This window comes from Vibrio sp. Vb0937, assembly GCF_033338855.1.
The window spans coordinates 1-24,085 of record NZ_JAWOTK010000031.1 but is presented as its reverse complement, the minus strand read 5'-3'; the positions used below and the strand labels follow the sequence as shown (position 1 = coordinate 24,085).

General features: G+C 44.6%; 21 protein-coding genes. 7 read left to right on the top strand and 14 right to left on the bottom strand.

What is annotated here, in order from left to right; translation table 11 throughout:
• The first annotated feature begins 59 nt into the window (after nt 1–59).
• The 3 genes from R7P67_RS20840 (at nt 60) to R7P67_RS20830 (ending at nt 3,287) form a co-directional block, all read left to right on the top strand.
• Entirely contained in the window at nt 60–1,274 is a 1,215-nt protein-coding gene (locus R7P67_RS20840) for a pyridoxal phosphate-dependent aminotransferase (protein WP_005384283.1), read from the top strand.
• 90 nt (nt 1,275–1,364) lie between these two features.
• Nucleotides 1,365–1,949 carry a 5'-deoxynucleotidase gene (gene yfbR, locus R7P67_RS20835; protein WP_025766954.1) on the top strand — a complete coding sequence of 195 codons (585 nt, stop codon included), beginning with the start codon at nt 1,365–1,367 and terminating at the stop codon, nt 1,947–1,949.
• A gap of 15 nt (nt 1,950–1,964) precedes the next feature.
• Nucleotides 1,965–3,287 carry an anti-phage deoxyguanosine triphosphatase gene (locus R7P67_RS20830; protein WP_176310856.1) on the top strand — a complete coding sequence of 441 codons (1,323 nt, stop codon included), beginning with the start codon at nt 1,965–1,967 and terminating at the stop codon, nt 3,285–3,287.
• Between the two features lie 6 nt (nt 3,288–3,293).
• Here the strand turns inward: R7P67_RS20830 and R7P67_RS20825 are convergent, their stop codons facing one another.
• Entirely contained in the window at nt 3,294–3,908 is a 615-nt protein-coding gene (locus R7P67_RS20825; RefSeq protein ID WP_318086056.1) for a tRNA-uridine aminocarboxypropyltransferase, read from the bottom strand.
• A 3-nt stretch (nt 3,909–3,911) separates the two neighbouring features.
• Here R7P67_RS20825 and rrtA point away from each other — a divergent pair, with 3 nt between their 5' ends.
• Nucleotides 3,912–4,463, top strand: coding sequence for a rhombosortase (rrtA, locus tag R7P67_RS20820; RefSeq protein ID WP_017634781.1), 552 nt, complete (start codon nt 3,912–3,914; stop codon nt 4,461–4,463).
• A gap of 98 nt (nt 4,464–4,561) precedes the next feature.
• On the opposite strand, the gene R7P67_RS20815 is transcribed toward rrtA, so the two are convergent.
• From R7P67_RS20815 to tig, 7 genes are all read right to left on the bottom strand, one after another.
• Nucleotides 4,562–4,846 carry a ComEA family DNA-binding protein gene (locus R7P67_RS20815; RefSeq protein WP_031777211.1) on the bottom strand — a complete coding sequence of 95 codons (285 nt, stop codon included), beginning with the start codon at nt 4,844–4,846 and terminating at the stop codon, nt 4,562–4,564.
• A gap of 255 nt (nt 4,847–5,101) precedes the next feature.
• On the bottom strand, nt 5,102–6,961 hold the full coding sequence (gene ppiD / locus R7P67_RS20810; protein WP_213905389.1) for a peptidylprolyl isomerase: 1,860 nt from the start codon (nt 6,959–6,961) through the stop codon (nt 5,102–5,104).
• Between the two features lie 201 nt (nt 6,962–7,162).
• Nucleotides 7,163–7,435 carry an HU family DNA-binding protein gene (locus tag R7P67_RS20805; protein ID WP_005382341.1) on the bottom strand — a complete coding sequence of 91 codons (273 nt, stop codon included), beginning with the start codon at nt 7,433–7,435 and terminating at the stop codon, nt 7,163–7,165.
• Between the two features lie 191 nt (nt 7,436–7,626).
• A complete protein-coding gene (lon, locus tag R7P67_RS20800; RefSeq protein WP_005384300.1) occupies nt 7,627–9,978 on the bottom strand; it encodes an endopeptidase La in 2,352 nt (783 codons plus the stop codon).
• Between the two features lie 130 nt (nt 9,979–10,108).
• Entirely contained in the window at nt 10,109–11,389 is a 1,281-nt protein-coding gene (gene clpX / locus R7P67_RS20795; protein ID WP_005382345.1) for an ATP-dependent protease ATP-binding subunit ClpX, read from the bottom strand.
• A 70-nt stretch (nt 11,390–11,459) separates the two neighbouring features.
• Nucleotides 11,460–12,086, bottom strand: coding sequence for an ATP-dependent Clp endopeptidase proteolytic subunit ClpP (gene clpP / locus R7P67_RS20790; protein WP_005382347.1), 627 nt, complete (start codon nt 12,084–12,086; stop codon nt 11,460–11,462).
• Between the two features lie 105 nt (nt 12,087–12,191).
• Nucleotides 12,192–13,499, bottom strand: a complete 1,308-nt coding sequence (gene tig / locus R7P67_RS20785; RefSeq protein WP_005382251.1) for a trigger factor — start codon at nt 13,497–13,499, stop codon at nt 12,192–12,194.
• A gap of 526 nt (nt 13,500–14,025) precedes the next feature.
• Here tig and R7P67_RS20780 point away from each other — a divergent pair.
• From R7P67_RS20780 to R7P67_RS20770, 3 genes are all read left to right on the top strand, one after another.
• On the top strand, nt 14,026–15,831 hold the full coding sequence (locus R7P67_RS20780) for an ATP-binding protein (RefSeq protein ID WP_115385828.1): 1,806 nt from the start codon (nt 14,026–14,028) through the stop codon (nt 15,829–15,831).
• Nucleotides 15,832–15,835: 4 nt separating this feature from the next.
• Nucleotides 15,836–17,173 carry a sigma-54-dependent transcriptional regulator gene (locus tag R7P67_RS20775; RefSeq protein ID WP_005382254.1) on the top strand — a complete coding sequence of 446 codons (1,338 nt, stop codon included), beginning with the start codon at nt 15,836–15,838 and terminating at the stop codon, nt 17,171–17,173.
• Between the two features lie 78 nt (nt 17,174–17,251).
• Nucleotides 17,252–17,434, top strand: coding sequence for a hypothetical protein (locus tag R7P67_RS20770; protein WP_021034161.1), 183 nt, complete (start codon nt 17,252–17,254; stop codon nt 17,432–17,434).
• 33 nt (nt 17,435–17,467) lie between these two features.
• Here R7P67_RS20770 and R7P67_RS20765 read toward each other — a convergent pair whose 3' ends face one another.
• From R7P67_RS20765 to R7P67_RS20740, 6 genes are all read right to left on the bottom strand, one after another.
• Nucleotides 17,468–18,829 (bottom strand): TRAP transporter large permease, encoded by a 1,362-nt coding sequence (locus R7P67_RS20765; RefSeq protein WP_005382255.1) that lies wholly within the window; start codon nt 18,827–18,829, stop codon nt 17,468–17,470.
• A gap of 3 nt (nt 18,830–18,832) precedes the next feature.
• Nucleotides 18,833–19,507 (bottom strand): TRAP transporter small permease, encoded by a 675-nt coding sequence (locus R7P67_RS20760; protein ID WP_005384308.1) that lies wholly within the window; start codon nt 19,505–19,507, stop codon nt 18,833–18,835.
• A 70-nt stretch (nt 19,508–19,577) separates the two neighbouring features.
• On the bottom strand, nt 19,578–20,576 hold the full coding sequence (locus R7P67_RS20755; RefSeq protein ID WP_017634784.1) for a TRAP transporter substrate-binding protein: 999 nt from the start codon (nt 20,574–20,576) through the stop codon (nt 19,578–19,580).
• Nucleotides 20,577–20,788: 212 nt separating this feature from the next.
• Nucleotides 20,789–22,258 (bottom strand): protein adenylyltransferase SelO, encoded by a 1,470-nt coding sequence (locus tag R7P67_RS20750; protein ID WP_262597977.1) that lies wholly within the window; start codon nt 22,256–22,258, stop codon nt 20,789–20,791.
• 176 nt (nt 22,259–22,434) lie between these two features.
• The gene (locus tag R7P67_RS20745) at nt 22,435–23,247 is read right to left on the bottom strand and encodes a hypothetical protein (RefSeq protein ID WP_053303269.1); all 813 of its coding nucleotides are present in this window, start codon (nt 23,245–23,247) and stop codon (nt 22,435–22,437) included.
• Between the two features lie 172 nt (nt 23,248–23,419).
• Nucleotides 23,420–24,085, bottom strand: a 666-nt coding sequence (locus R7P67_RS20740) for an Ig-like domain-containing protein (protein ID WP_318086055.1), incomplete at its 5' end; no start/stop codon positions are given.

The following is a 24,085-nucleotide window of genomic DNA, read 5'->3' as shown; positions in this document are numbered from 1 at the left end:
ATAAAAAACAAATTATTGTATTTTAATAAAGAAATTAACGAATTTTTAGGAATTAAACAATGCAAAATATCGGGATGTCGTCAAAACTCGACAATGTCTGCTACGACATTAGGGGTCCTGTACTCAAACATGCTAAGCGCATGGAGGAAGAAGGGCATAAAATCCTAAAGCTAAACATTGGTAACCCTGCCCCATTTGGTTTTGACGCCCCTGATGAGATTTTAGTCGACGTGATTCGTAATCTGCCGACTTCTCAAGGCTATTGTGATTCCAAAGGTATTTACTCTGCTCGTAAAGCTGTGGTCCAACACTATCAGCGTAAAGGTATACGCTCGCTAGATGTCGAAGATGTGTATGTAGGTAACGGCGTGTCTGAGTTGATCGTAATGGCCATGCAAGCGCTATTAAACAATGGCGACGAAATGCTGATCCCAGCACCAGACTATCCGTTATGGACAGCTTCAGTTGCACTATCTGGTGGTAAGCCGGTTCATTATCTATGTGATGAAGAAGCTGACTGGTACCCAGACCTTGAAGACATCAAAAAGAAAATCACACCAAAGACACGTGGCATTGTTCTGATCAACCCGAACAACCCGACAGGTGCGGTATACAGCCGTGACTTCCTACTTGAAGTGATTGAGATAGCACGCCAGCACAAACTGATCATTTTCGCAGATGAGATCTATGACAAAGTGTTGTACGACGGTGCAACACATACCTCAGTCGCCACACTCACTGAAGACGTGCTAGTCATGACATTCAATGGCCTTTCAAAAGCCTACCGTGTTTGTGGTTTCCGTGGTGGCTGGATGTTCTTAACGGGGCCTAAACATCTGGCTCAAGGGTACGTGAATGGCTTGGAGCTGCTTTCATCGATGCGTTTATGTGCAAACGTACCAATGCAACATGCCATTCAAACCGCGTTAGGTGGATACCAGAGTATCAATGAACTGATTTTACCTGGCGGACGCTTGTTAGAGCAGCGCAACCGAGCGTATGAACTGATCAATCAGATTCCTGGCGTTTCTTGTGTCAAACCTAAGGGGGCGATGTACCTCTTCCCGAAAATCGACACTAAAATGTACAACATCAAGAACGATCAACAGATGGTTTTAGATTTCTTAAAACAAGAGAAAGTCTTACTGGTGCAAGGTTCCGGCTTTAACTGGCCAAAACCAGACCACTTTCGCATCGTGACACTACCGCACGTTGAAGATCTAGAAATCGCCATTGGACGTTTTGAAAGATTCCTATCAACCTACAGCCAGTAATGAATCACTGGTAGTAATTAGTGCTGATCTCTCATATGCTTAGAGGAACTCCTAGTGAGTTCCTTTTTTACACCAGAAACGGAGAAAGCCATGAAAGAAAGCCATTTTTTCGCCCACCTGGCTCGAATGAAGCTGATCCAACGCTGGCCTTTAATGCGGTCCGTCTCACCAGAAAACGTTTCAGAGCATAGCTTACAAGTTGCTTTTGTCGCTCATGCCCTTGCCCTCATTAAAAACAAAAAGTTCGGCGGCAACCTTAATCCAGAACGCATCGCGATTCTTGCCATGTACCATGACTCCAGTGAAGTATTAACGGGTGATCTTCCGACTCCAGTGAAGTATTACAACCCTGAAATTGCCAAAGAATATAAGAAGATAGAATCGGCAGCGGAGCAAAAATTACTCTCAATGTTACCGGAAGAGTTCCAAGATGACTTTGCCCCCTATCTTCTTTCTCACTCTGCTCACGAAGAGGACGCAAAAATCGTTAAGCAAGCCGATTCCATCTGTGCCTATTTAAAATGTCTCGAAGAACTAAGCGCCGGCAACCATGAGTTCGCTCTGGCAAAAAAACGCTTAGACGTCACTTTGCAAGAACGCAGAACGCCTGAAATGGATTACTTTCTCAATACCTTTGCCCCAAGTTTCGAATTATCGTTAGATGAAATCAGTTAGCTTACGGAGATAATCGTGTCGTTTGAATTACACCCGCAATGGCAAGAGCGCCATGATGATGAGCATAAAATCCGTCGAGACGACCATCGGAGCCCGTACCAACGAGACCGAGCGCGCATTCTTCACTCGGCTGCATTTCGACGCCTACAAGCAAAAACCCAAGTACACGGCAATAGCTTGGAAGACTTTCACCGCAGCCGGTTAACACACTCCTTAGAAGCGTCGCAACTCGGGACTGGTATCGTCGCCCAACTAAAGAAAAAACAACCAGAGTTCCGTGATCTATTGCCGTCAGACAGCTTAATTGATTCATTATGTTTGGCGCACGACATCGGGCATCCTCCATACGGTCACGGGGGAGAAGTCGCTCTAAACTACGTAATGCGCGAACATGGCGGCTTCGAGGGGAACGCCCAAACCTTTCGTATCGTCACTAAGTTAGAGCCTTATACCGAGCATTTCGGAATGAATTTATCACGCCGCACACTGCTTGGTTTGATTAAGTACCCTGCCCTCATTAGTCAAACACGCTCCGTCAAATTGCCTCAACCAGCCGAGCATCAACGTAAACTAAAAGCAAAAGATTGGAGCCCAGCTAAAGGCATTTATGATTGTGATAAAGACTTATTTGATTGGGTAATTGCACCGCTTTCTGACAACGACAAGGCATTGCTTAGTCTGATGCGTTCAACGCCAGAATCGGAGTTTGAGCACAGTAAAACGCGTTTTAAATCAATCGATTGCTCAATCATGGAGCTAGCAGATGATATCGCCTACGGTGTTCATGATTTAGAAGATGCAATCGTACTTGGTATGGTGACACGTCAGCAATGGCAAGAAGGCGCAGCAAGTCAATTAGCGGACTGTGGCGACCCGTGGTTTGAAGCTCATATCGATTCCATCGGACAGATGCTATTTAGCGGTAAGCACCATGAGCGGAAAGATGCCATCGGTGGTATGGTTAACGCGCTACTGACCAGCATTTCAATCAAAGCGGTGGATGAGCCGTTTAATAACCCTTTACTGTCTTGGAATGCGTGTTTAGAACCACAGATGGCACGTGCACTTGACGTACTCAAGCACTTTGTCAGCACCTTCGTTATCCAAGTCCCGCAGGTCCAGATCGTTGAGTATAAGGGTCAGCAAATTATTATGGATATTTTTGAAGCGTTAACAGCAGACCCAGAGCGCTTACTACCCGTTCATACAAAAGAGCTGTGGTGTCAGGCGAAGAGCGAAAGCAATAAAATGAGGGTCATCGCCGATTATATTTCTGCAATGACCGATGGTCACGCGCAAAAGCTACACCGCCAACTTTTCTCTTCCATCGTTCTTTAGTAACACTCAACCTTTCAAGTAATTCTTTTCAAAAACGCCCGGAGGCATCTGGGCGATTTGGAATTCGATCATATTTTCAAAGGCATGCATAAGCGGTGTAAAGTCGCGCTCGGGTTCAAGCAAGCGAAGCGAATGATAACCAGCCTCGACTGTCGATAAGCTATTCTCAGAGGGCGCCTTACGAATGGTGTAGTGCCCTTGTAGTTTCTTAGGCAACTGCACGGTTGGGAGTGGATGTAAGTTGCTTGAGAGTTGCCACATTTTGTACGCTTTTTTCCACGTACCATCGAGCAAAATCAAACGTATTTTCTTAGATACACTATGACTCGCTTGAGTGATTTCAGAAATGCATCGTGACTCTTCTGATGGGTAAAGAACAAAATGTTGATATGACTCATCCGCTAATAAGTGATTTAAGACATCATCACAAGAAAAGTCCTCTCCTATCAAACAAATACAGTTATCTAAACTCAAATTGAGAATCCGTGCCGTACCAAGCGGACGATATTCTTCACTCGTGTGCTGAAGAATGATAAGTTCTACCTCGCTTGCCAGCGGTACAATCCATTGGCAAATACACGCTTTTTGCGATTTTCCACAACGAGAACAATAACGAGACATAGAGTGAACCTTTATACCTTGCTGAGTATTATCAGCGTGATCTGTTTGATACTTCAATTTGAACCAATGGCAAACCTAACCGAGTGGCACAGCTACAATATACGCCATGGTGAATGGTGGCGAATCGTAACAGGAAATCTCACACATACCAACTTTGCGCACTTAGGAATGAACCTCGCCGGATTGTGGATCATTACTTTTATTTTTCGCCCAAGCACTCGTAACTTCCTTATCGTTTTTTCAATCTTATGTGCATGTGTTGGTGCGCTGAATTTGTTTACCAACATGTCGGTATACGTGGGTTTATCCGGCGTATTACACGGATTGTTTGGATTTTGGGCGCTCAGAGAAGTCTTTGAAAGCAGAAGAAGCAGTGTGTTGTTAGTCGGAGGGCTAATCGCCAAAGTAGCATGGGAGCAGGTCTATGGCCCATCCAGCAGTACTGCTGAGCTTATCGGTGCAAACGTTGCTATTGATGCTCATATGTTTGGCGCACTCGGTGGGTTAGTGATGGCTTTAATGGAAAAAGGCCTTCGCCGTCGTTTATTCGGATAAAAAATCCCGAACCACGAAAGAGGGACTGGTTCGGGAAAGCAGTAATAGGGAAACAGATATTATTCTGAATTCAGACTCAATATCTGCAATACATCAAGCTACAGTAAAATGCGGTCTTCGTTTTTCTTAACTGTCGCTTCACCAATACCTTTTACGCTCTTCAAATCTGCCGCCGTTTTAAAAGGGCCATGTTCCTCGCGGTAGTCCACTATACTCTGCGCTTTCTTCTCACCTATACCTTTCAACATGGTCGCAATTTCTTCAGCAGTGGCCGTGTTGATATTTACAGTAATTTCAATTCCTTCATATTTGTCAGTGGCTGAATCCGCAGCCATGCTAAAAGGTGCAAAAACAAATAAGCACAATGTCAAAATCCATTTCATATTGAACATACAATCTCCAAAATAGTAGGCTAAAAACAGTCATCGAGAGCGAGTCACTATCAAGTTTGCAATGGAAAGCAATATGGTTATGCATTTAACAAACTGAGATGACTCGGAATTCACAACGGCCGCTATCACTTAAACGCGCACTAATTTAAGTAATGCCTATTGATGATTGAAGTTCATAAAGACAAAAATAAAACGGACCGCTTATGCGGTCCGTTTTATTCAACATACAAATTACACTAATTGTGCTTAGTTGCTCACAACAAAGTACTCAATGTCAGTATTTGCACGCAGTACGGCTAGTACAGATGATAAGTCTTGCTGAGAAGATGCACGCTGCATTTGCATCGCAACTTGATCTTCTAACTCACTATCTAGCTCTGCGTTTACAGCATCAAGCTCGATGATAATGATGTTACCTTCAAGATCTTTAGACTGACCGTATACTGGTTTACCATCGACTGGTTTTGCCATCGCGAATACCGTTGTTGCCAACGGAGAACGACGATCTACTGTCTCTTGTTCACCAAAGGCAAGATTATTTTCAGCAAGCACGTTCGTCTTACCTTCTTTCAATGCCGCAACGACTTGTGTTCCAAGCTCCATCGCTTCTTGCTCACCTTTAACACGAGATAGCTCTGCAACAACCTGATCTTTCACTTCTTCTAGTGGAAGAACTGTCTCGTCACGCACATCTTCAACACGAACAACGATAATATGCTCAGGCGCAACTTCGATAGCTTCAGAGTTTAGGCCATCTTCTTTAACTTCAGGACTTAGGATAGCTTGCATTACAGCAGGGCTACGAAGCACTTCAGGTGCATCAACCTGAGAAATAAAGTCCGTTGTCTTCACTTCTTGGTTAACCGCTTGAGAAGCATCATACAATGAGTCTGGGTATTCAAACGCTACGCGCTCAAGCTCATTTTGCAACTCGTAGAATTGATCGATAGCTTGTTGGTCAACCATCTCTTGTTTGATTTCAGCAGCGACTTCTTCAAATGGCTTCGCCACAGAATCTTTTAGCTCTTCAAGCTTGATAATGTGATAGCCAAAGTCCGACTTTACTAGACCCGACGTATCGCCAGGATTCTTCAGTGCGAATGCCGCTTCTTCAAAAGCAGGGTCCATCACATCACGCTCGATCCAACCTAAGTCACCACCGTTTTCAGCGCTGCCAAAATCGTCAGATTTCTCTTGAGCAAGCGTCGCAAAATCTGCACCCGCGTTTAGCTCATCTAGGATAGCTTGCGCTTTTGCTTCATCGTCCCCTTCTACAAGAATGTGAGCGACACGGCGTTGCTCTTCTGAAGAGTATTTGTTTAAGTGCTCGTCGTAGTACTTTTTCACCTCAGCATCAGAAACATTAACTTGTTCCTTTAGCGCTTCAGCTGACAGTTCGATGTAAGAGACTTTAACCTGCTCTGGGCGTGTAAAGTTGTCTGGGTTTGCTTTGTAGTACTCTTGAATTTCTTCGTCGGTCAATTCAATATTTTTCGCGAACTCCGCTAAGTCGATCTGAATCGTGCGAATATCACGAGTTTGAGTGAACAGCTTGCCTTCTGCTTGTACTTCGCCCGGCAGAATAAATTCACTGTTTTGTAGCGCATTCAGCAGTTGCTCACGAACCAATTCACGACGCATGTACTCAGCAAAAGAGTCTGGCGAAAAGCCTGCACGACGCAAAGAAGCTTGATAGATCTCTTGATCAAACTGACCATTAGATTGGAACTGAGGCATGTCTAGAATCATGCTACGCACTTGAGTGTCGCTGATTCGCAGACCCAAAGCTTCAGCTTGTTGGTCAAGCAACACGTCATTGATCATTCGATCTAAAACGGATTTGCGGAAAGATTCAACATATGCAGGGTCAGCCAGCATTTGAGAGAAGTAGTCACCCAACTGAGCTTGCATACGGTTACGCTCATTTTGGTATGCCATCTCGAACTCACCACGAGGAATCTCAGTGTTACCGACTTTCGCTGCAGAGTTGTTGCTACCACCAACGATGTAGCTACCTACACCTGCAAATACGAAAGACAGGATGATAAGTCCAAGGATAATTTTGACCGCGATGCTATTCACGCCTTCGCGTAGTCGATCCATCATAATTTAACTGCTCTCCACAATTGAAGCCTACTGCTTCTATCTAATAGAAATAATGGCGCAATAATATCAGAAAAAGAAATGCGCATCAGTATGATGCGCATAATTTAAGAAAGTTCGGCTCGAAGTTTGTAAATTTTTGTTCGAAACTTATTGTTTGAGCAAAAGTTAAGCAAATGGCCGGTTACAGAAATAACGCCGTGATTAGTTACAAGCGTCTTTCAGTGCTTTACCAGCTTTGAAAGCTGGTACTTTTGCTTCTGCGATTTGGATTTCTTCACCAGTTTTTGGGTTACGACCAGTACGTGCAGCACGAGTACGAACGCTGAATGTACCAAAGCCAACTAGAGCGACTTGATCACCAGATTGAAGAGTTCCGCTTACTGCTTCGATGAATGCATCTAGAGCACGACCCGCTGACGCTTTAGAAATATCTGCATTTTCTGCGATTTGTTCTACTAACTGAGTTTTATTCACTGTAATTTCCCCTTTGTGTCATCTGTGATTATTTTTGTGATGACTTTCGTTCCATTGTTAAGAAAATATGCTCCACCCCTTATTCATCAAGGGCTGGCAGCTATCGAAACTAACTTAGCGCCCAAAAAAAACGCTGACAAGCCTTTTTGGGCTTATCAGCGTAAACTTTTACTTATTTTTGCTACACATCACTATTTTTGAGACTCAAACTCAACGCCCGTCGGGTCTCGCTCTAGTGCGACTTTCAGTACTTCATCAATCCACTGTACAGGGATAACTTTCAGATCAGCGATAACATTATCAGGAATCTCTTCCAGATCACGCTCGTTATCTTTTGGAATTAGCACTGTCTTAATGCCACCACGGTGTGCCGCAAGTAACTTCTCTTTTAGGCCGCCGATAGGTAGAACCTCACCACGCAGTGTGATTTCACCCGTCATCGCTACTTCTGCTTTCACAGGGTTGCCTGTCAGAGAAGAAACCAATGCCGTACACATTGCTGTACCCGCACTTGGGCCATCTTTTGGTGTCGCGCCTTCCGGTACGTGTACGTGAATATCTTTCTTCTCGTAGAAGTCAGTATTGATACCTAGCTTTTCTGCACGAGAGCGAACCACTGTCATTGCTGCTTGGATAGACTCTTGCATCACATCACCAAGAGAACCCGTTTGTGTCAGCTTACCTTTACCTGGCATTGATTGAGTTTCAATCGTTAATAGATCGCCACCCACTTCTGTCCAAGCTAGGCCAGTTACTTGACCAATTCGGTTACTTTCATCCGCTTTACCGTAATCGAAACGTTGAACACCTAAGTACTCTTTTAGGTTGTCCATCGTTACCGTTACTGACTTGATGTCCTTATCCAGCAAGATGTTCTTCACCGCTTTACGGCAGATCTTAGAAATCTCACGCTCTAAGTTACGGACACCCGCTTCACGCGTGTAGTAACGAATGATGCCAATAATCGCAGAATCTTCAATGACGATCTCATCCGCTTTCAAGCCATTACGCTTCACTTGTTTATCAACAAGGTGACGTTTTGCAATGTTCAGCTTCTCGTCTTCGGTGTAACCAGATAAACGAATAACTTCCATACGGTCTAACAATGGACCCGGGATGTTCATCGAGTTCGATGTCGCAACAAACATAACGTCAGAGAGATCGTAATCCACTTCTAGGTAGTGATCGTTGAACGAGTTATTCTGTTCAGGATCAAGTACTTCTAGCAGAGCCGATGCCGGATCACCACGCATATCGGAAGACATTTTGTCGATTTCGTCCAATAAGAACAGCGGGTTCTTCACACCAACCTTCGACATCTTCTGGATCAATTTGCCTGGTAATGAGCCGATATAAGTACGACGGTGACCACGAATTTCCGCTTCATCACGCACACCACCCAACGCCATACGAACATACTTACGGCCTGTAGCTGAAGCAATTGAACGACCAAGAGATGTTTTACCGACACCAGGAGGACCAACGAGACAAAGGATAGGACCTTTTAGCTTGTTGATACGGTTTTGAACCGCCAAGTATTCAAGGATACGTTCTTTGACGCGTTCTAGACCGTAGTGATCTTCATTAAGAACCTCTTCTGCTTTCGCTAAGTTTTTCTTAACTTTTGAGCGCTTAGCCCAAGGAACGCTGACCATCCAATCGATGTAGCTACGAACCACTGTTGCTTCAGCAGACATTGGAGACATCATCTTAAGCTTTTGCAACTCTTGTTCTGTCTTTTCACGTGCCTCTTGAGGCATTTTTGATTCGTCAATCTTCTTCTGTAGCGTTTCGAACTCGTCTGGTGCGTCTTCCATCTCACCAAGTTCTTTCTGAATCGCTTTCATTTGCTCATTCAGATAGTACTCACGCTGAGATTTTTCCATTTGCTTTTTAACGCGACCACGAATTCGTTTTTCAACTTGCAGCAAGTCGATCTCTGATTCCATCTGGCCCATCAGGAATTCCAGACGCTCAGTGACGTCAACAATTTCAAGCACTTGCTGCTTATCCACCAACTTCAACGGCATATGAGCCGCGATGGTATCCGCTAAGCGTGCGGCTTCGTCGATACCATTAAGGGACGTTAGCACTTCTGGTGGAATCTTCTTGTTTAGCTTAATGAACCCTTCAAACTGATTAATCGCGCTGCGAACAATCACTTCTTGCTCACGCTCATCCAATTCTGGCGTAACAACAAATTCAGCTTCCGCTAGGAAGAAGTCACTCTCTTTAAAGTGATTAATTTTTGCTCGCTGCTGGCCTTCGACCAATACTTTTACTGTGCCATCCGGAAGCTTCAAGAGCTGGAGAATGGTGGCTACCGTACCTACGTCAAATAGGTCGTCAACCGTAGGCTCGTCAGTATCCGCTTGCTTTTGTGCCACAAGAAGAACTTGTTTGTTGGTTTCCATCGCCGTTTCTAGACAGCTAATCGATTTCTCACGACCAACAAACAATGGAATAACCATGTGTGGGTAGACCACTACGTCACGTAGAGGTAGTACCGGGATCTCGATACGCTCGGAACGTTCCAAGTTCATATAATTCTCTCTTCCGCTTTCACGTTTAACGTATTACTTAAGGCAGTATATGGGGGCTAATTGTTTGGATTCAATAAGAGAAATAAAAAAAGGAGGTAATTACTTACCTCCTTTTTCATTATGGCTGAATTTACTCTGCTCCAGCTGCCTGATTGTCTGCGTTACTGTAAATAAGCAGTGGCTCTGACTCGCCATTAATGACGGACTCATCAATCACGACTTTACTAACGTCTGTTGCAGATGGTAATTCGTACATGGTTTCAAGTAGCACGCCTTCAAGAATCGAGCGTAAGCCACGAGCACCTGTTTTACGCTCCATTGCTTTTTTCGCGATAGCGCGCAGCGCATCTTCACGGAATTCAAGTTCGGCGTTTTCTAGCTCAAACAATGCTGCATATTGCTTGGTCAGTGCGTTCTTCGGTTCACATAGGATCTGAATCAACGCTTCTTCATCAAGCTCAGTCAGTGTTGTTGTTACAGGTAGACGACCAATGAATTCTGGAATGAGGCCGTACTTCACTAAGTCTTCAGGTTCAACTTGAGTAAATAGCTCACCTACCGTCTTCGATTCATTCTTCGAACGAACTTCAGCACCAAAGCCAATACCTGTACCTGTTGCAACACGCTGCTCAATCACCTTGTCTAAGCCAGCAAAAGCACCACCACAGATGAACAGGATCTTAGATGTGTCCACTTGTAGGAATTCTTGCTGAGGATGCTTACGACCACCTTGAGGTGGAACCGATGCAACCGTACCTTCGATAAGTTTTAGTAGCGCCTGCTGAACACCTTCACCAGATACGTCACGCGTAATAGATGGGTTTTCAGCTTTGCGTGAAATCTTATCAATTTCATCAATGTAAACGATGCCGCGTTCTGCTTTAGCTACATCGTAATCACATTTTTGCAGAAGCTTTTGGATGATGTTTTCAACGTCTTCACCTACGTAACCGGCTTCGGTTAGTGTCGTCGCGTCTGCCATTGTAAATGGCACATCCAAGAATCGAGCTAATGTCTCCGCAAGTAGTGTTTTACCACTACCTGTAGGACCAATTAGAAGGATGTTACTCTTACCAAGCTCCACACCTTCGCTCGTTGTATCACCATTGCGTAAACGCTTGTAGTGGTTATATACCGCAACTGCGAGCACTTTTTTCGCGTAATCTTGCCCGATCACATAGTCATCAAGGTGTTCACGGATCTGTTTTGGCGTTGGTAACGCTTCAGATTCTTTCTTAGGGAGAACATCCTTGATTTCTTCGCGAATAATATCGTTACATAAGTCGACACATTCGTCGCAAATGTACACTGACGGACCTGCGATTAGCTTGCGAACTTCGTGCTGACTTTTGCCGCAGAAAGAACAGTACAGCAATTTACCGCTGCCACTTTCTTTGCTTTTATCTGTCATTCGCTAACCTCTTAGCCTTTACTCTTCATGAATGAGTGTATATCAATTTTTGCCAAAATGCGCTGGCTAATTACTCGCCACGGTGGCTTAACACTGCATCCACGATACCGTATTCCACAGCCTGCTCTGATGACATGAAGTTATCACGATCAGTATCGCGCTCAATGACTTCAAGAGGTTGGCCTGTATGTTCTGCTAACAACTTGTTTAGCTTCTGTTTAATCGTCAGGATTTCCTGAGCATGGATTTGGATATCAGAAGCTTGACCCTGGAAACCACCCAATGGTTGGTGGATCATTACACGCGAGTTAGGCAGTACGTAACGCTTACCTGGCGCACCACCTGCAAGCAGGAAGGCACCCATTGAACATGCTTGACCCATACACACAGTGCTGACATTTGGCTTAATGAACTGCATGGTATCGTAAATAGACATACCAGCTGTTACGCTGCCGCCTGGCGAGTTGATGTATAGGAAAATATCTTTATCTGGATTTTCAGATTCTAGGAAAAGTAGCTGAGCCACGACAAGGTTTGCCATGTGGTCTTCCACTTGACCCGTTAAAAAAATCACGCGCTCTTTAAGCAGACGTGAGTAGATGTCGTAAGAGCGTTCGCCTCGGGAAGTTTGTTCAACCACCATTGGTACTAGCGCGTCCATAATTGGCGACATTGCATTTTTTTCTTGGTAGCTCATATTCTTATGTCCCTAAAATAAATGGCCCGGATGATGACTATCATACGGACCATTGTTAGCAGAATAGTTAACGTTAAGTCAACCTTCTACGCAAGATATTGCTTATTAAGCAGCAGGTTGTTGTTGGTTAAGTAGCTCGTTGAAGCCTACTTCTTTCTCAGAAACCTGTGCTTTAGCGATGATCGCGTCGATTGCTTGCTCTTCTAGAGCTACGTTGCGCATGTTGTTCATCATTTCTTCGTTTTGCTCGTAGTAAGCAATAACTTCTGATGGATCTTCGTATGCAGTAGCCATTTCTTCGATTAGAGCTTTAACTTTCTCGTCGTCCGCTTTTAGCTCTTCAGATTTGATTACTTCACCTAGTAGAAGACCAACAACTACGCGACGTTTAGCTTGTTCTTCGAACAGTTCACGTGGAAGCTGAGCAGCAGCTTCTGGGTTACCACCGAAGCGTTGTGCAGCTTGTTGACGCAGAACTTGGATTTCTTGCTCGATAAGCGCTGATGGTACGTTGATGTCGTTTTGCTCAACTAGACCGTCAATCGCTTGCTCTTTGATGCGGTTCTTAACAGCTTGCTTAAGTTCGCGTTCCATGTTCTTACGAACTTCAGCTTTAAGTGCTTCAACACCACCTTCAACAACACCGAACTTAGCAACGAACTCGTCGTTTAGTTCTGGTAGTTCACGAGCTTCAACTTTGTTCACTTTGATTGCGAACTTAGCTGCTTTACCTTTTAGGTTTTCAGCGTGGTAATCTTCTGGGAAAGTCACGTCGATGTCGAATTCCATACCAGCAGTTTTACCTGCGATACCGTCTTCGAAACCAGGGATCATGCGACCAGCACCCATTTCTAGAGGGAAGTTCTCAGCTTTACCACCTTCGAACTCTTCACCGTCGATAGAACCAACGAAGTCGATGCTTACGCGTTTGCCATCTTCTGCTGCTTCTTCAACTTCAACCCAAGTTGCTTGTTGCTTACGTAGAGTATCGATCATCTCTTCTACGTCTGCATCTTTAACTTCTGTTAGTGGTTTTTCAACAGTGATGCTCTCTAGGCCTTTAAGCTCAACTTCTGGGTAAACTTCAAAAGTTGCAGTGAAAACTAGGTCTGAACCTTCTTTGTTCTCTACAGGAGCGAAAGTTGGAGCGCCAGCTGGGTTGATTTTCTCTTTAACGATAGCTTCGATGAAGTGGCGTTGCATTACTTCACCAAGAACGTCTTGACGTACTGCTTTGCCGTACATCTTAGCAACCATTTTTAGAGGCACTTTACCCTTACGGAAACCATCGAAACGACGGTTTTTAGCGATGTTGCGTAGTTCAGCTGTTACAGCGTCTTCGATGTTTGCAGCTGGAACAGTAATGTTTAGACGGCGCTCTAGGCCCTCTAGCGTTTCAACAGTAACTTGCATTATATATAAACCTCTAAAGTGGCTCGGTTTTCCGAGCGTATGAGCGAAACTCAGAGGAGCTTACGCTTCATCCTTGTGTAGTGTTCTGTCCGAACACCTAATTTAAAATCGAGTATCGATACTGGTTGTCAGTACCGGACTAATCAGTGATATCTTCGATAAAATAACCAAAGGTATCTCCTATTAGCCTCAGGACAGAATTTTTAGACGCGACATTCTAGCGATCTGTCGCAACCCTGTCGAGCCAATAGCCACTATGTGGACATTGTCTGCGCTAAATTCTCGAATGCTGACCCATTTTTTCTTCAAAAATGCGATTCAGACACCGTCTAAGCATCGCCAGCATATCTAGAATGGGGACAATAGCGACTTTTTCAAGAGAATCGACCGGTTTTTTTATCGAAAAGCCTAAAAAGAGATCTTGCTCTTGTTTTACTCCACAGAGTTGAAAACTAAATCCCTAATCCTTCCTACAAACTATTAACATTTTCTTACGTGACCAAAGGAAGTTGTAAGGAGTGTAAGGATGTCGCAAAAAAAACGGATTCTGCTGACATTTTTTGCTTTCTATTTCCTGTGCGCAATTATCGGTGGCCATTGGGTTTGGCAGACCAGTTATCAATCTCTACTTGATAAACACCAATCACAGCTTGAGCAATTTTCTGGCCATATAAAAAATAAACTCGATAAGTACGCCCATATCCCAAATCTTCTAGCTAAAGATGATCCACTTTATCAAGCGCTTCTGCACCCCAACAACAGTGCGCAACTGGAAATCACTAATCGGTATTTAGAATCCGTTAATGGCGTGATTGAAGCAGCGGACACCTACTTAATCGATCAATGGGGTACAACGATCGCAGCCAGCAACTGGCGTAAAGAGCGCTCCTTTATCGGGCGAAATTTTGCATTTCGCCCTTATTTCAAACAAGCCATTGTAGGCAAAAGAAGCCAATACTACGCACTGGGCTCAACATCTGGTAAACGTGGCTACTACTATTCTTATCCCATCGTATACGCTGGCGGTGTACTTGGTGTCGTCGTGGTGAAGATGGACCTAAGTAAGATAGAGGACAACTGGCAGCAACCTAACAGTGTTTTTGTCGCCAGCGACCCATACGGAATTGTTTTCATGAGTAGCCGAAGTGAATGGCTACTCAAAAGCTTACGACCACTGACAAAAAAAGAGAAAAAGCAAGTTTGGGCAAGCCAACAATATCTTGATGCGCCAATTGAAACGCTTGGATTAGTGGGTAGTTTGGACGAGGTGCATTCTGAGCTTAAACAGGGTTACCCATACAATAAAGGAACCTTGGTGGTCTCTTCGCTGCCCCTTCCCGAACTCAAACTGACAATTCGTGTGCTGTCTCCTAAACAGTCTATCGTTTGGTTCACCATGGGTTACATCTTTGTACTCACTCTAGCATTCATGGTTTTGTTTTTAATTGGTCAGCTTATTTATCACCGTCAACAGCGTCACTTGCAAATTGAACGAATTCAACAAGAAGCCAATCAAAAGTTGGAATATCAAGTCATGGCACGGACTGCCGAGTTGCAAGCGGAGATCGCACAGCGTATCGATACCGAGCAAACTTTACGCGTTACTCAAGACGAATTGGTGCAAGCAGCGAAACTCGCGGTGTTAGGACAAATGTCGGCCAGTATCAGCCATGAACTGAATAATCCACTTGCGGCAATTCGTAGCTTTGCGGAGAACGGCAAGCTGTTTCTAAAAAAAGAAAAATATGAGCGAGTGGAAGATAATCTCACTCGCATTTCTGCTCTCACTGACCGTATGGCAAATATCAGTCAGCAACTTCGCTCTTTCGCCAAAAAAACCAGTGGTGACGAGTTGGCTCAATCTCGATTGTTCCCTGTTATTGCCTCTGTAAAAGAACTGATGAAGCCCGCATTTAAATCAGGGCGCGTCACGTTAGAAACAAATTTGCCAGAGCATGATGTTGAAGTGCAGATCAATATTATTCAACTGGAGCAAGTGTTGGTCAATTTACTGACTAATGCGATAGAAGCACTCAAAGAACAACAAGACAAACAGGTAGAATTATCTGTAGAACACGATGAGCACACTGATTTGGTTTGGATTCATGTTGATGATAATGGCCCAGGGCTTGGCTCTTTCTCACTTTCTGATTTATGTGAACCGTTTCTAACCACTAAACTGAACGGTTTAGGTTTGGGTCTCTCTATCTCGCAACAAATCTTAGCCAGTATGAAAGGAAAATTATGTGCCCATAATCGAGAACAAGGCGGCGCTCGATTCTCATTGTGTTTACCTATCACTTCTTACAACACTGAGCCATCAAAAGGATAAGATCATGTGTCAGGTGTTTTTTATTGATGATGAGGCCGATCTCAGAATCGCTATAGAACAGACCTTTGAACTGGCGGATATCGACGCCAAGTTTTTTGTGGATGCAGAATCGGCTTTAATAGCGATGCAGCAAGGAGAAGAAGCTGGCGTCGTGGTCACTGATATCTGTTTGCCGGGCATTTCTGGTATGGATATGCTGACAACTTTGACTCAACGCGATGCAAACTTACCCGTCATCATGATCACTGGACACGGTGATATTTCCATGGCTGTGCAAGCCCTTCATCAAGGCGCTTACGACTTTATTGAGAAACCTTTTGCGCCAGAACATTTGGTTGAAACGGTTAAGCGGGCGATTGAGAAGCGCAAACTAACCAATGAAAATGAAAAACTGCGCCTGTCACTTAAAGCCAGTAAAACCCTTGGTCCACGAGTTATTGGTGAAACCTCTAGCATCCAAATATTACGAGAGACCATCACCCAAATCGCCGATACCGACGCCGATATTTTATTGTTTGGTGAAACCGGTACAGGGAAAGAGTTAATCGCTCGTTCTTTACATGAGCAAAGCTCTCGCCGGAACCAAAACTTTGTCGCCGTAAATTGTGGAGCGGTTCCAGAGAACTTAATTGAGAGTGAACTCTACGGCCATGAAAAAGGCGCATTCACTGGCGCCGAAAGCCGTCGTATCGGTAAATTTGAGTTTGCACAAGGCGGCACACTTTTCTTGGATGAGATCGAGTCGATGCCTATCCAAGCCCAAATTCGTTTATTGAGGGTATTACAAGAGCGCGTGATTGAGCGTGTCGGTTCAAATGAATTATTGCCTTTAGATATTCGAGTGATTGCCGCAACAAAGGTCGATTTAAAACACGCAGCTGAAGAAGGTACTTTCCGTCAGGACCTCTATTATCGGCTCAATGTCGTGACCTTGGATCTCCCGCCACTACGCGAACGAAAAGAAGACATTCCCGCCCTCTTTCACCACTTTCTGTTGGTAGCAGCTTCACGTTATGGCAAAAGCTCACCTAGTTTGTCACCCCAAGATCTAGCGCAACTGATGAGCCATGACTGGCCTGGTAATGTTCGAGAACTCAGAAATGCTGCAGAACGTTTTGTACTATTGGGTAAGTTAATTCAGTTGGGAGAATCGAACCCAGTTGCTAAGTCTTCCTCAAGCCTTGCAGAGCAAGTGGCGGAGTTTGAGAGAGCAGCCATTGAAGGCGCTTTATTAGAAAACAACGGTAGTATTAAACAGACAATGTGCCAATTGAATGTGCCAAGAAAAACCCTTTACGACAAGATGCAGCGCTACCAAATAAATAAAGACCTTTACAAATAAAACACGTTCAGATAACTGGCATTATATTCAACTTGAATCATAATTTTTAACAACAGGTTTATCATGGTTGTTACAGATATGAACGAAAAAGTGAGAATACCGATTGTTACAGATACTGTGCTCGTAGACGGTTGCTATCAAGAAGAGAGAAGATTCGGTGAAGAGCGTCGTAAAAATAAAAAGAGGTGGCGACACTATGAACGTCGAATTAATTCAGACCCGCGCAAAACTTGTTACAAGTCAATAGACGAAGAGGTGTGAATTCTCACACCTCTTTCTACTTTCTGGCTTCCATTACTTGGTAATGATCTCCGGCCCCATCAAGGTAGTAGGCAACCAAGTCGATACCCATGGTACATATGTGACGATAATTAGGAATAAGAACATCACTCCAACCCAAGGTAATGCTGCCTTCACTACGTTCATCATCGACATTTTGGCAACACCAGCGGTCACAAATAAGTTAAGACCCACGGGCGGCGTTATCATTCCTATCTCCATATTCACCACCATCATTATGCCCAAATGAATTGGGTCTATGCCTAATGCAATCGCAATTGGGAACACGAGCGGCGCAACAATGATCAACAAGCCTGATGGCTCCATGAACTGACCACCAATCAACAACAAGACGTTCACCACAATCAAGAAAGTGATGGGTCCGAGACCAGCCGAGAGCATCGACTCGGTGATCATTTGCGGGATGCGTTCTTCCGTTAAAACATGCTTCAAAATTAAGGCATTAGCAATGATGAACAGCAGCATGATGGTGAGTTTGCCCGCTTCATACAGGGTGTGTTTCGTGTCTTTATGAACAAAGGTTTGGAAGATTTTAACGAGCGCAGGTTTAGTGTTTTTCTTGTCTGCAAATGGCCCCATGTCTTTGTATACAAAGTTAGCAATAAAGAATGAGTACACAGCAGCAACCGCAGCGGCTTCTGTCGGCGTAAAGATACCGCCATAGATACCACCAAGAATGATGACGACCAACAACAAGCCCCAGCTTGCATCCTTGGCAGCATCAAAGGTTTCTTTCCAACCGACAAAAGGTTGTTTTGGAAGGTTCTTGATTCTCGCGGCAATGTAAATCGCAATCATCAACATGACACCCGCCAGCAAACCGGGAATCACACCACCAAGGAACATACGTCCAACTGACACATCCGTTGCGGCTGCATACACCACCATCACAATCGAAGGTGGGATCAAAATCCCTAGCGTACCTGCGTTACAAATTACCCCAGAGGCAAACTCTTTTGAGTAACCGTTTTTGATCATACCTGCGATAACAATACTACCTATGGCAACAACCGTTGCAGGTGAGGAACCTGACAACGCGGCAAACATCATACACGCTACAACCGAAGCCATCGCCAAACCGCCGCGGAACCACCCTACAATGGCAATGGCGAAACGAATGATCCGCTTTGCTACGCCACCCGTCGACATAAAGCTTGAAGCCAATATAAAGAATGGAATAGCCAATAGCGTGTAGTGGCCCGCGAATGCATTAAACAGCGTTTGAGCGACTGACGCTAAAGAGGCATCCGAATGCATTAAAAGGAAAAGAACACTGGAAAGGCCCAGCGAAATAGCAATTGGCACGCCAACCAGCATAAAACCAATTACCATCAAAAATAGAAATAAGATATCCATGGCTTATTGCTCCTTGTTTTTAGCGTCTTGCGAGGCCTTTGGAGCCATTACGTCTTCAGCGTCACTCATCTCAGCTTTAAGAGATTCGAGCTCTTCCTCCGCTTCATGTCCTGCAATCAAGCGATCGAGCTTGCCAGTAGCGATTTGCCACGTGACTTGAACAAATCTAAACGTTAGTAGCGCCATTCCAAGTGGCAAAGCGAAGTAAGGAATAAAACGTGGCAGCTTTTCATAACGCTCTCCCTCATTTAACCAGTCGGCCATGAACTGGAGTATTTCAGGCATCGGAATATCGTCCGTTTCATACCACGCTCGGTCGGTAGCGAACGGATACCAGTAGTTCCAAGCGCCAATTAACAGCAAAATAGAGAAGGCTAAGCAACACATTGCTGCAAAAAGCGCCAGGGCTTTTCGTTTACCTTCCGGAACGATGTTAATAATGACATCGACACCAATATGAAAGTGTTTTTTCACACCATAAGATGCGCCAACCAACACCATCCATGCGAACATGAAAACGGTGAGCTCAAGCGCCCAAAGAATATTGTCGTTAAAGACATAACGAAAGATGACATTGGCAAAGGTCAGCAAGGTCATGGCACCCAAGAAGAAAGCAATCAAAGTCTCTTCAATGGCATCAGTGATTCGTCCAGCCTTGGCAAAAAAAGTCTGTTCCATAATTACATCACGTCGTCTGTAGGGGGAAAGAGCCCCCTCAGTTTGAGAGGGCTAAATGTGCTAGGTGTTATTATTTTTGGTTAGACGCCAAAGCGGCTTCGATTAGGTCAGAACCAATGTCTTTTTCGAACTTCTTCCATACTGGTTGAAGTGCAGTGACCCATTCTTGGCGCTGTTCTGGCGTTAGAGTACGAACCACACCACCTGCTTCGATGATATTGTTCTTATTCGCAAGGTTTACTTTGGTTGACTCAGCATTACGCTGCGCAGTTACCTCTTGAATAATGGTATTTAACTGCTCGCGCTGATCATCTGGTAGGTTTTTCCAGAAGTCGTTTGACGTCACAACTAAGTAATCCAGAATTCCGTGGTTCGTTTCCGTAATGCCATCTTGAACTTCGAAGAATTTTTTGCCGTAAATGTTTGACCAAGTATTTTCTTGACCATCAATAACCTTAGTTTGCAAGCCGCCGTAAACTTCTTTGAACGACATTTTTTGTGGGTTAGCACCTAGCTGCTCAAACTGAGCAACGAGTACATCAGAGGCTTGAACACGGAACTTAAGTCCTTCAGCATCAGTTGGAGAAATGAGCGGCTTGTTGGCTGACATTTGCTTCATGCCGTTATGCCAAAACGCAATGCCTTGTAGGCCACGACGTTTCATTGAATTTTTCAGCTTTTCACCCGCTTCCGAGTTTTGGAAACGGTCAACCGCGTCGACATCATCGAACAAGAAAGGAAGATCGAAAAGGCGGTACTTCTTGGTGAATTTCTCAAACTTAGAAAGAGAAGGAGCAGCGAGTTGAACATCACCATTCAGTAGCGCTTCCAACACTTTGTCATCATCATAAAGTGTTGAGTTAGGAAACACCTGCATACAGACTTTACCGTTCATCTCTTCGTTGACGCGTTTTTCAAGTAACGAAGCCGCGATGCCTTTAGGGTGTTTGTCCGCGTTCGTTACATGGCTAAACTTGATGACCGTTTCACCCGGGTCACAATTTGCGGCAGCATTAAAACTGGTAACAGCAAGTGCAGAGACAGATAGTAGAGTTAGAGGCTTAAACATTATTATTCTCCTTGTTGAATCACATCCCATCCCGTCCATGAGTAACTAGGTGTTAGGCGATGGGTACGGATGTTCAACAAAGAGCAATTAATGGACCATGTTAAAATTTATATGTATTTCAATAAATTAACAAAGCCCATTAACATGAATCAGAAGTGTAACGAGTGAATTCCACCCAAGAAAAAGATACAAATGGGTGGGAAATGACCCATTTATGAAGAACAGCTTATCTCCATTTTCTTCCCCCATTCCGGCGGCAATTTCGCATAATCATCAAACTCGGGTTGCTCATCAAATGGGCGTTTTAACAGTTCGGCCAATCGGTGTAATTCGCTAAAGTCCCCTTCTTCCGCTTTATCAATCGCCAACTGAGCCAAGTAGTTACGCAAGATGTATTTGGGATTGGCTTGACGCATCTGTTTGCAACGCTGTTCGGTTGAAATCAGCCCCCCTAGTTCATCAACCTCTAGTTCACACCGAGCTAAATACAGATCAAGCCAAGCTCGCGCTGCTTCTCGGTCGAGAAATAAATCGATTACGGCTTGGGAAGGCGCATTATCAAGGTTTGAAAGTGTTCTGAAGAAGCGAGTGTAGTCCGTTTTGTTCTGGTGAAGAAGCTCAAACATAGCTTCAAACAAACGCCCGTCTTCCGCTATCTTGGTTTTTAAGCCCAGCTTCTCACGCATGAGGCGGCTGAACTGCTGGCTTAAATGAACTTCAAATTGACTCAACGACGATTCTAAATCTTCTCGTTCAACGAGTGGCGATAGCGCATGCGCCAGTGCTGATAGGTTCCAAAGCGCAATTCTAGGCTGTTGATCAAATGCGTAACGACCCTGGTAGTCTGAATGATTACAAATGTATCCCGGCTCATAATCATCAAGAAAGCCAAACGGACCATAATCAAAAGTTTGCCCAAGAATTGACATGTTATCGGTATTCATCACACCATGCGCAAAACCAAAAGCTTGCCAATATGCGATCATCTCGGCTGTTTTAGTCACGATGGCGTCAAACATCGCGGCATATGGTTTCTCCACCGATGCACAATCAGCAAAGTGCCACTCAATCACCTTATCCGCCAACAGCTTCTGCTCTGCTAACTGGTTGGTGTAAAAGAAATGCTCAAAGTGACCGAATCGAACATGGGTTTCAGCCATTCGAAGTAACAAAGCGCCCGATTCCGTTTTTTCTCGATAAACAGGTGTATCACTGACCATCATACCGAGAGCACGTGTCGTGGGAACCCCAAGGCCCGCCATGGCTTCACTGCACAAGTACTCACGGATAGTTGAGCGTAATACCGCTCGCCCATCTCCCATTCGCGAGTAAGGCGTTAGCCCTGCACCTTTGAGGTGAAGATCAAACCAAGTACCATCCTGATGCTCAATTTCTGCCAACAATAATCCACGTCCATCGCCCAAATCTGGGTTGTAAACGCCAAACTGATGGCCTGCATATTTCATCGCAAGAGGACGAAATTGTTCGAATTCACTTAGCCCAGAAAAAACCGCCAATAACTCATCGTTTTGCTCTTCTGGTAAACCAAACTGCTGTGCAAACTCACCATTCCAAGCGACCCAGCGAGTGTTGTCCAAGGGTTGTGGCTCGACCAACGTATAGAACGCTGACGGTAATTGACTAAAGCGATGGGTGAAATTGACCCGTTGCCAAATGGACATGTAGGGTTCCTTAATAAAAAGAAGTACTGTTGTGAGTATACGTGTGAATGTCCCTGTCATTCAGCCATGAAATGGGCATGGGTATTTTGCGTGAATAACGCGAAGGCGGCAGGAAGGTATCAACCTGCCGCAGACCGTCTCCTAAACGGAGGTAGCATGTAAAAACGATCAAAGGGTTAAGCGGAAAATTCTTCACCCGTTTTTGGTGGCTGTGATGGCGTATCAAAACGAGCGCGTTCGATATCCACTACCGTTTTATAGCTCAACGATAACAATGCCAGCTGGTACGCGCCAAAAATACCATAGGCCACACCGACGAGGCTCAACATAAAGAGATTCGTAAAGTGGCTAAAGATCAGCTGACTGAGCAAGCCCGCACCCAATGGAATTAGTCCCATCAAAATGAATACTTGTTTGTTGTATGGTCTGCTCTGGTTCCACGAACGACGCAAACTGCGCGGCTGATGATCCATTGCAGTCGCTGGCAACACAAATGACCATCGCGCCATTACCCAATAGCCAGGAATGCTTGCAATCGTTGTGATAATAGCCATAGCAACAAAGTCGGCTTCACCACTTTCTGCAATGTAGATAAACGACAACACAAAGATCGGGATACCAATAACGAGCATCATCATCAGTCCAAACAGTATCCACCAGCCTATGAAACGGAATTCTCGAGCTGACAAACGAAATACATCCAACGCAGAGTGCATGTAATCGCCGGCTAAATAAATTCGATGCACACGCACAGCCGCCATAGCGGCAACAAGTGGGTACAAAATAATTGTGACGAAATAAAATCCTGAGACATTGCCTTCTTGAACGTTCGCTTGATCTTGCCCCGTCATTTCAGGATACATAAAAGCAAAAATTGAGTGCACAATAATCAACGGAATACAAGCAATAACAATTGCGAGTAGATTCCTTCTGACCATCACTGCCGCTTCTCGGCATATTTCCGAAACAGAAAAGCCCTCGGTAGACATATAACATCCTTAGTTCATAAAAATCGGCCCCTAGGGTAACCGCAGAGTAGAAAAATCGCTTTAAAAATAATGAGAAACACATCTCATAAGATAATGAGAACGAAACCAAAATAAATCAGATAAAAAATAAGCCACTCAATGTGAGTGGCTTATACAGCAATTCCATACCGTTTTAGACGCGACGTCGCCAGCCTAATGTTGCAAGTAACATCAAAGCCCAATAAGAAACACTGCCGCTACCTTCAGAGTTCTTGAATGTCGTTGTCTTCAAAGAAGCAACAACCGTCACGATAACTTCCCCCGTAGCAGTGGCACCATGACCATCTGAAACCGTATATTGCAGCTTGATGCCGTCAGTAGGGCTATCCGGTGCTTGAAAACGGATTTTGCCATTCTCTACACTCGCACTTCCCACACCCGTTACGTTCTGTACGCTTTCTACAACCAGTTTATCGCCGTTCACATCCGAATCATTGCTCGCTGCATCAATCAGAATACTTTCACCAACGGCAACGGTCGCCGTATCTGCAAGCGTAAGTGGCGCTGCGTTTTTCATGGTTAAATCGACGGTAGCACTTGACGTTTCATTACTAGGATCAGTCACGGTTAAACGGAATGTCAGAACCTCACCCGCTTTTGCACCTTGAGGCACCGTAAAGCTTGTGCTAACACTGGTTGCATTGCCAAGAGAAACTGAAGTGCCAGCCAACTGCTCCCATTTATAACTCAACACATCACCATCAGCATCCGTACTATTTAACGCAGACAACGTGACTCGCTGCCCAACCGTCATGTCTTTATTATCAACATCAATCACGGCCACTGGCGCTTCGTTGCT

Bases quoted from the DNA above. Each gene is read 5' to 3' on its own strand.
- R7P67_RS20840 (WP_005384283.1), top strand. From the start codon at position 60: ATGCAAAATATCGGGATGTCGTCAAAACTCGACAATGTCTGCTACGAC.
- yfbR (WP_025766954.1), top strand. From the start codon at position 1,365: ATGAAAGAAAGCCATTTTTTCGCCCACCTGGCTCGAATGAAGCTGATC.
- R7P67_RS20825 (WP_318086056.1), bottom strand. From the start codon at position 3,908: ATGTCTCGTTATTGTTCTCGTTGTGGAAAATCGCAAAAAGCGTGTATT.
- R7P67_RS20815 (WP_031777211.1), bottom strand. From the start codon at position 4,846: ATGAAATGGATTTTGACATTGTGCTTATTTGTTTTTGCACCTTTTAGC.
- ppiD (WP_213905389.1), bottom strand. From the start codon at position 6,961: ATGATGGATCGACTACGCGAAGGCGTGAATAGCATCGCGGTCAAAATT.
- lon (WP_005384300.1), bottom strand. From the start codon at position 9,978: ATGAACTTGGAACGTTCCGAGCGTATCGAGATCCCGGTACTACCTCTA.
- clpX (WP_005382345.1), bottom strand. From the start codon at position 11,389: ATGACAGATAAAAGCAAAGAAAGTGGCAGCGGTAAATTGCTGTACTGT.
- clpP (WP_005382347.1), bottom strand. From the start codon at position 12,086: ATGAGCTACCAAGAAAAAAATGCAATGTCGCCAATTATGGACGCGCTA.
- tig (WP_005382251.1), bottom strand. From the start codon at position 13,499: ATGCAAGTTACTGTTGAAACGCTAGAGGGCCTAGAGCGCCGTCTAAAC.
- R7P67_RS20780 (WP_115385828.1), top strand. From the start codon at position 14,026: ATGTCGCAAAAAAAACGGATTCTGCTGACATTTTTTGCTTTCTATTTC.
- R7P67_RS20775 (WP_005382254.1), top strand. From the start codon at position 15,836: ATGTGTCAGGTGTTTTTTATTGATGATGAGGCCGATCTCAGAATCGCT.
- R7P67_RS20770 (WP_021034161.1), top strand. From the start codon at position 17,252: ATGAACGAAAAAGTGAGAATACCGATTGTTACAGATACTGTGCTCGTA.
- R7P67_RS20765 (WP_005382255.1), bottom strand. From the start codon at position 18,829: ATGGATATCTTATTTCTATTTTTGATGGTAATTGGTTTTATGCTGGTT.
- R7P67_RS20760 (WP_005384308.1), bottom strand. From the start codon at position 19,507: ATGGAACAGACTTTTTTTGCCAAGGCTGGACGAATCACTGATGCCATT.
- R7P67_RS20755 (WP_017634784.1), bottom strand. From the start codon at position 20,576: ATGTTTAAGCCTCTAACTCTACTATCTGTCTCTGCACTTGCTGTTACC.
- R7P67_RS20750 (WP_262597977.1), bottom strand. From the start codon at position 22,258: ATGTCCATTTGGCAACGGGTCAATTTCACCCATCGCTTTAGTCAATTA.
- R7P67_RS20745 (WP_053303269.1), bottom strand. From the start codon at position 23,247: ATGTCTACCGAGGGCTTTTCTGTTTCGGAAATATGCCGAGAAGCGGCA.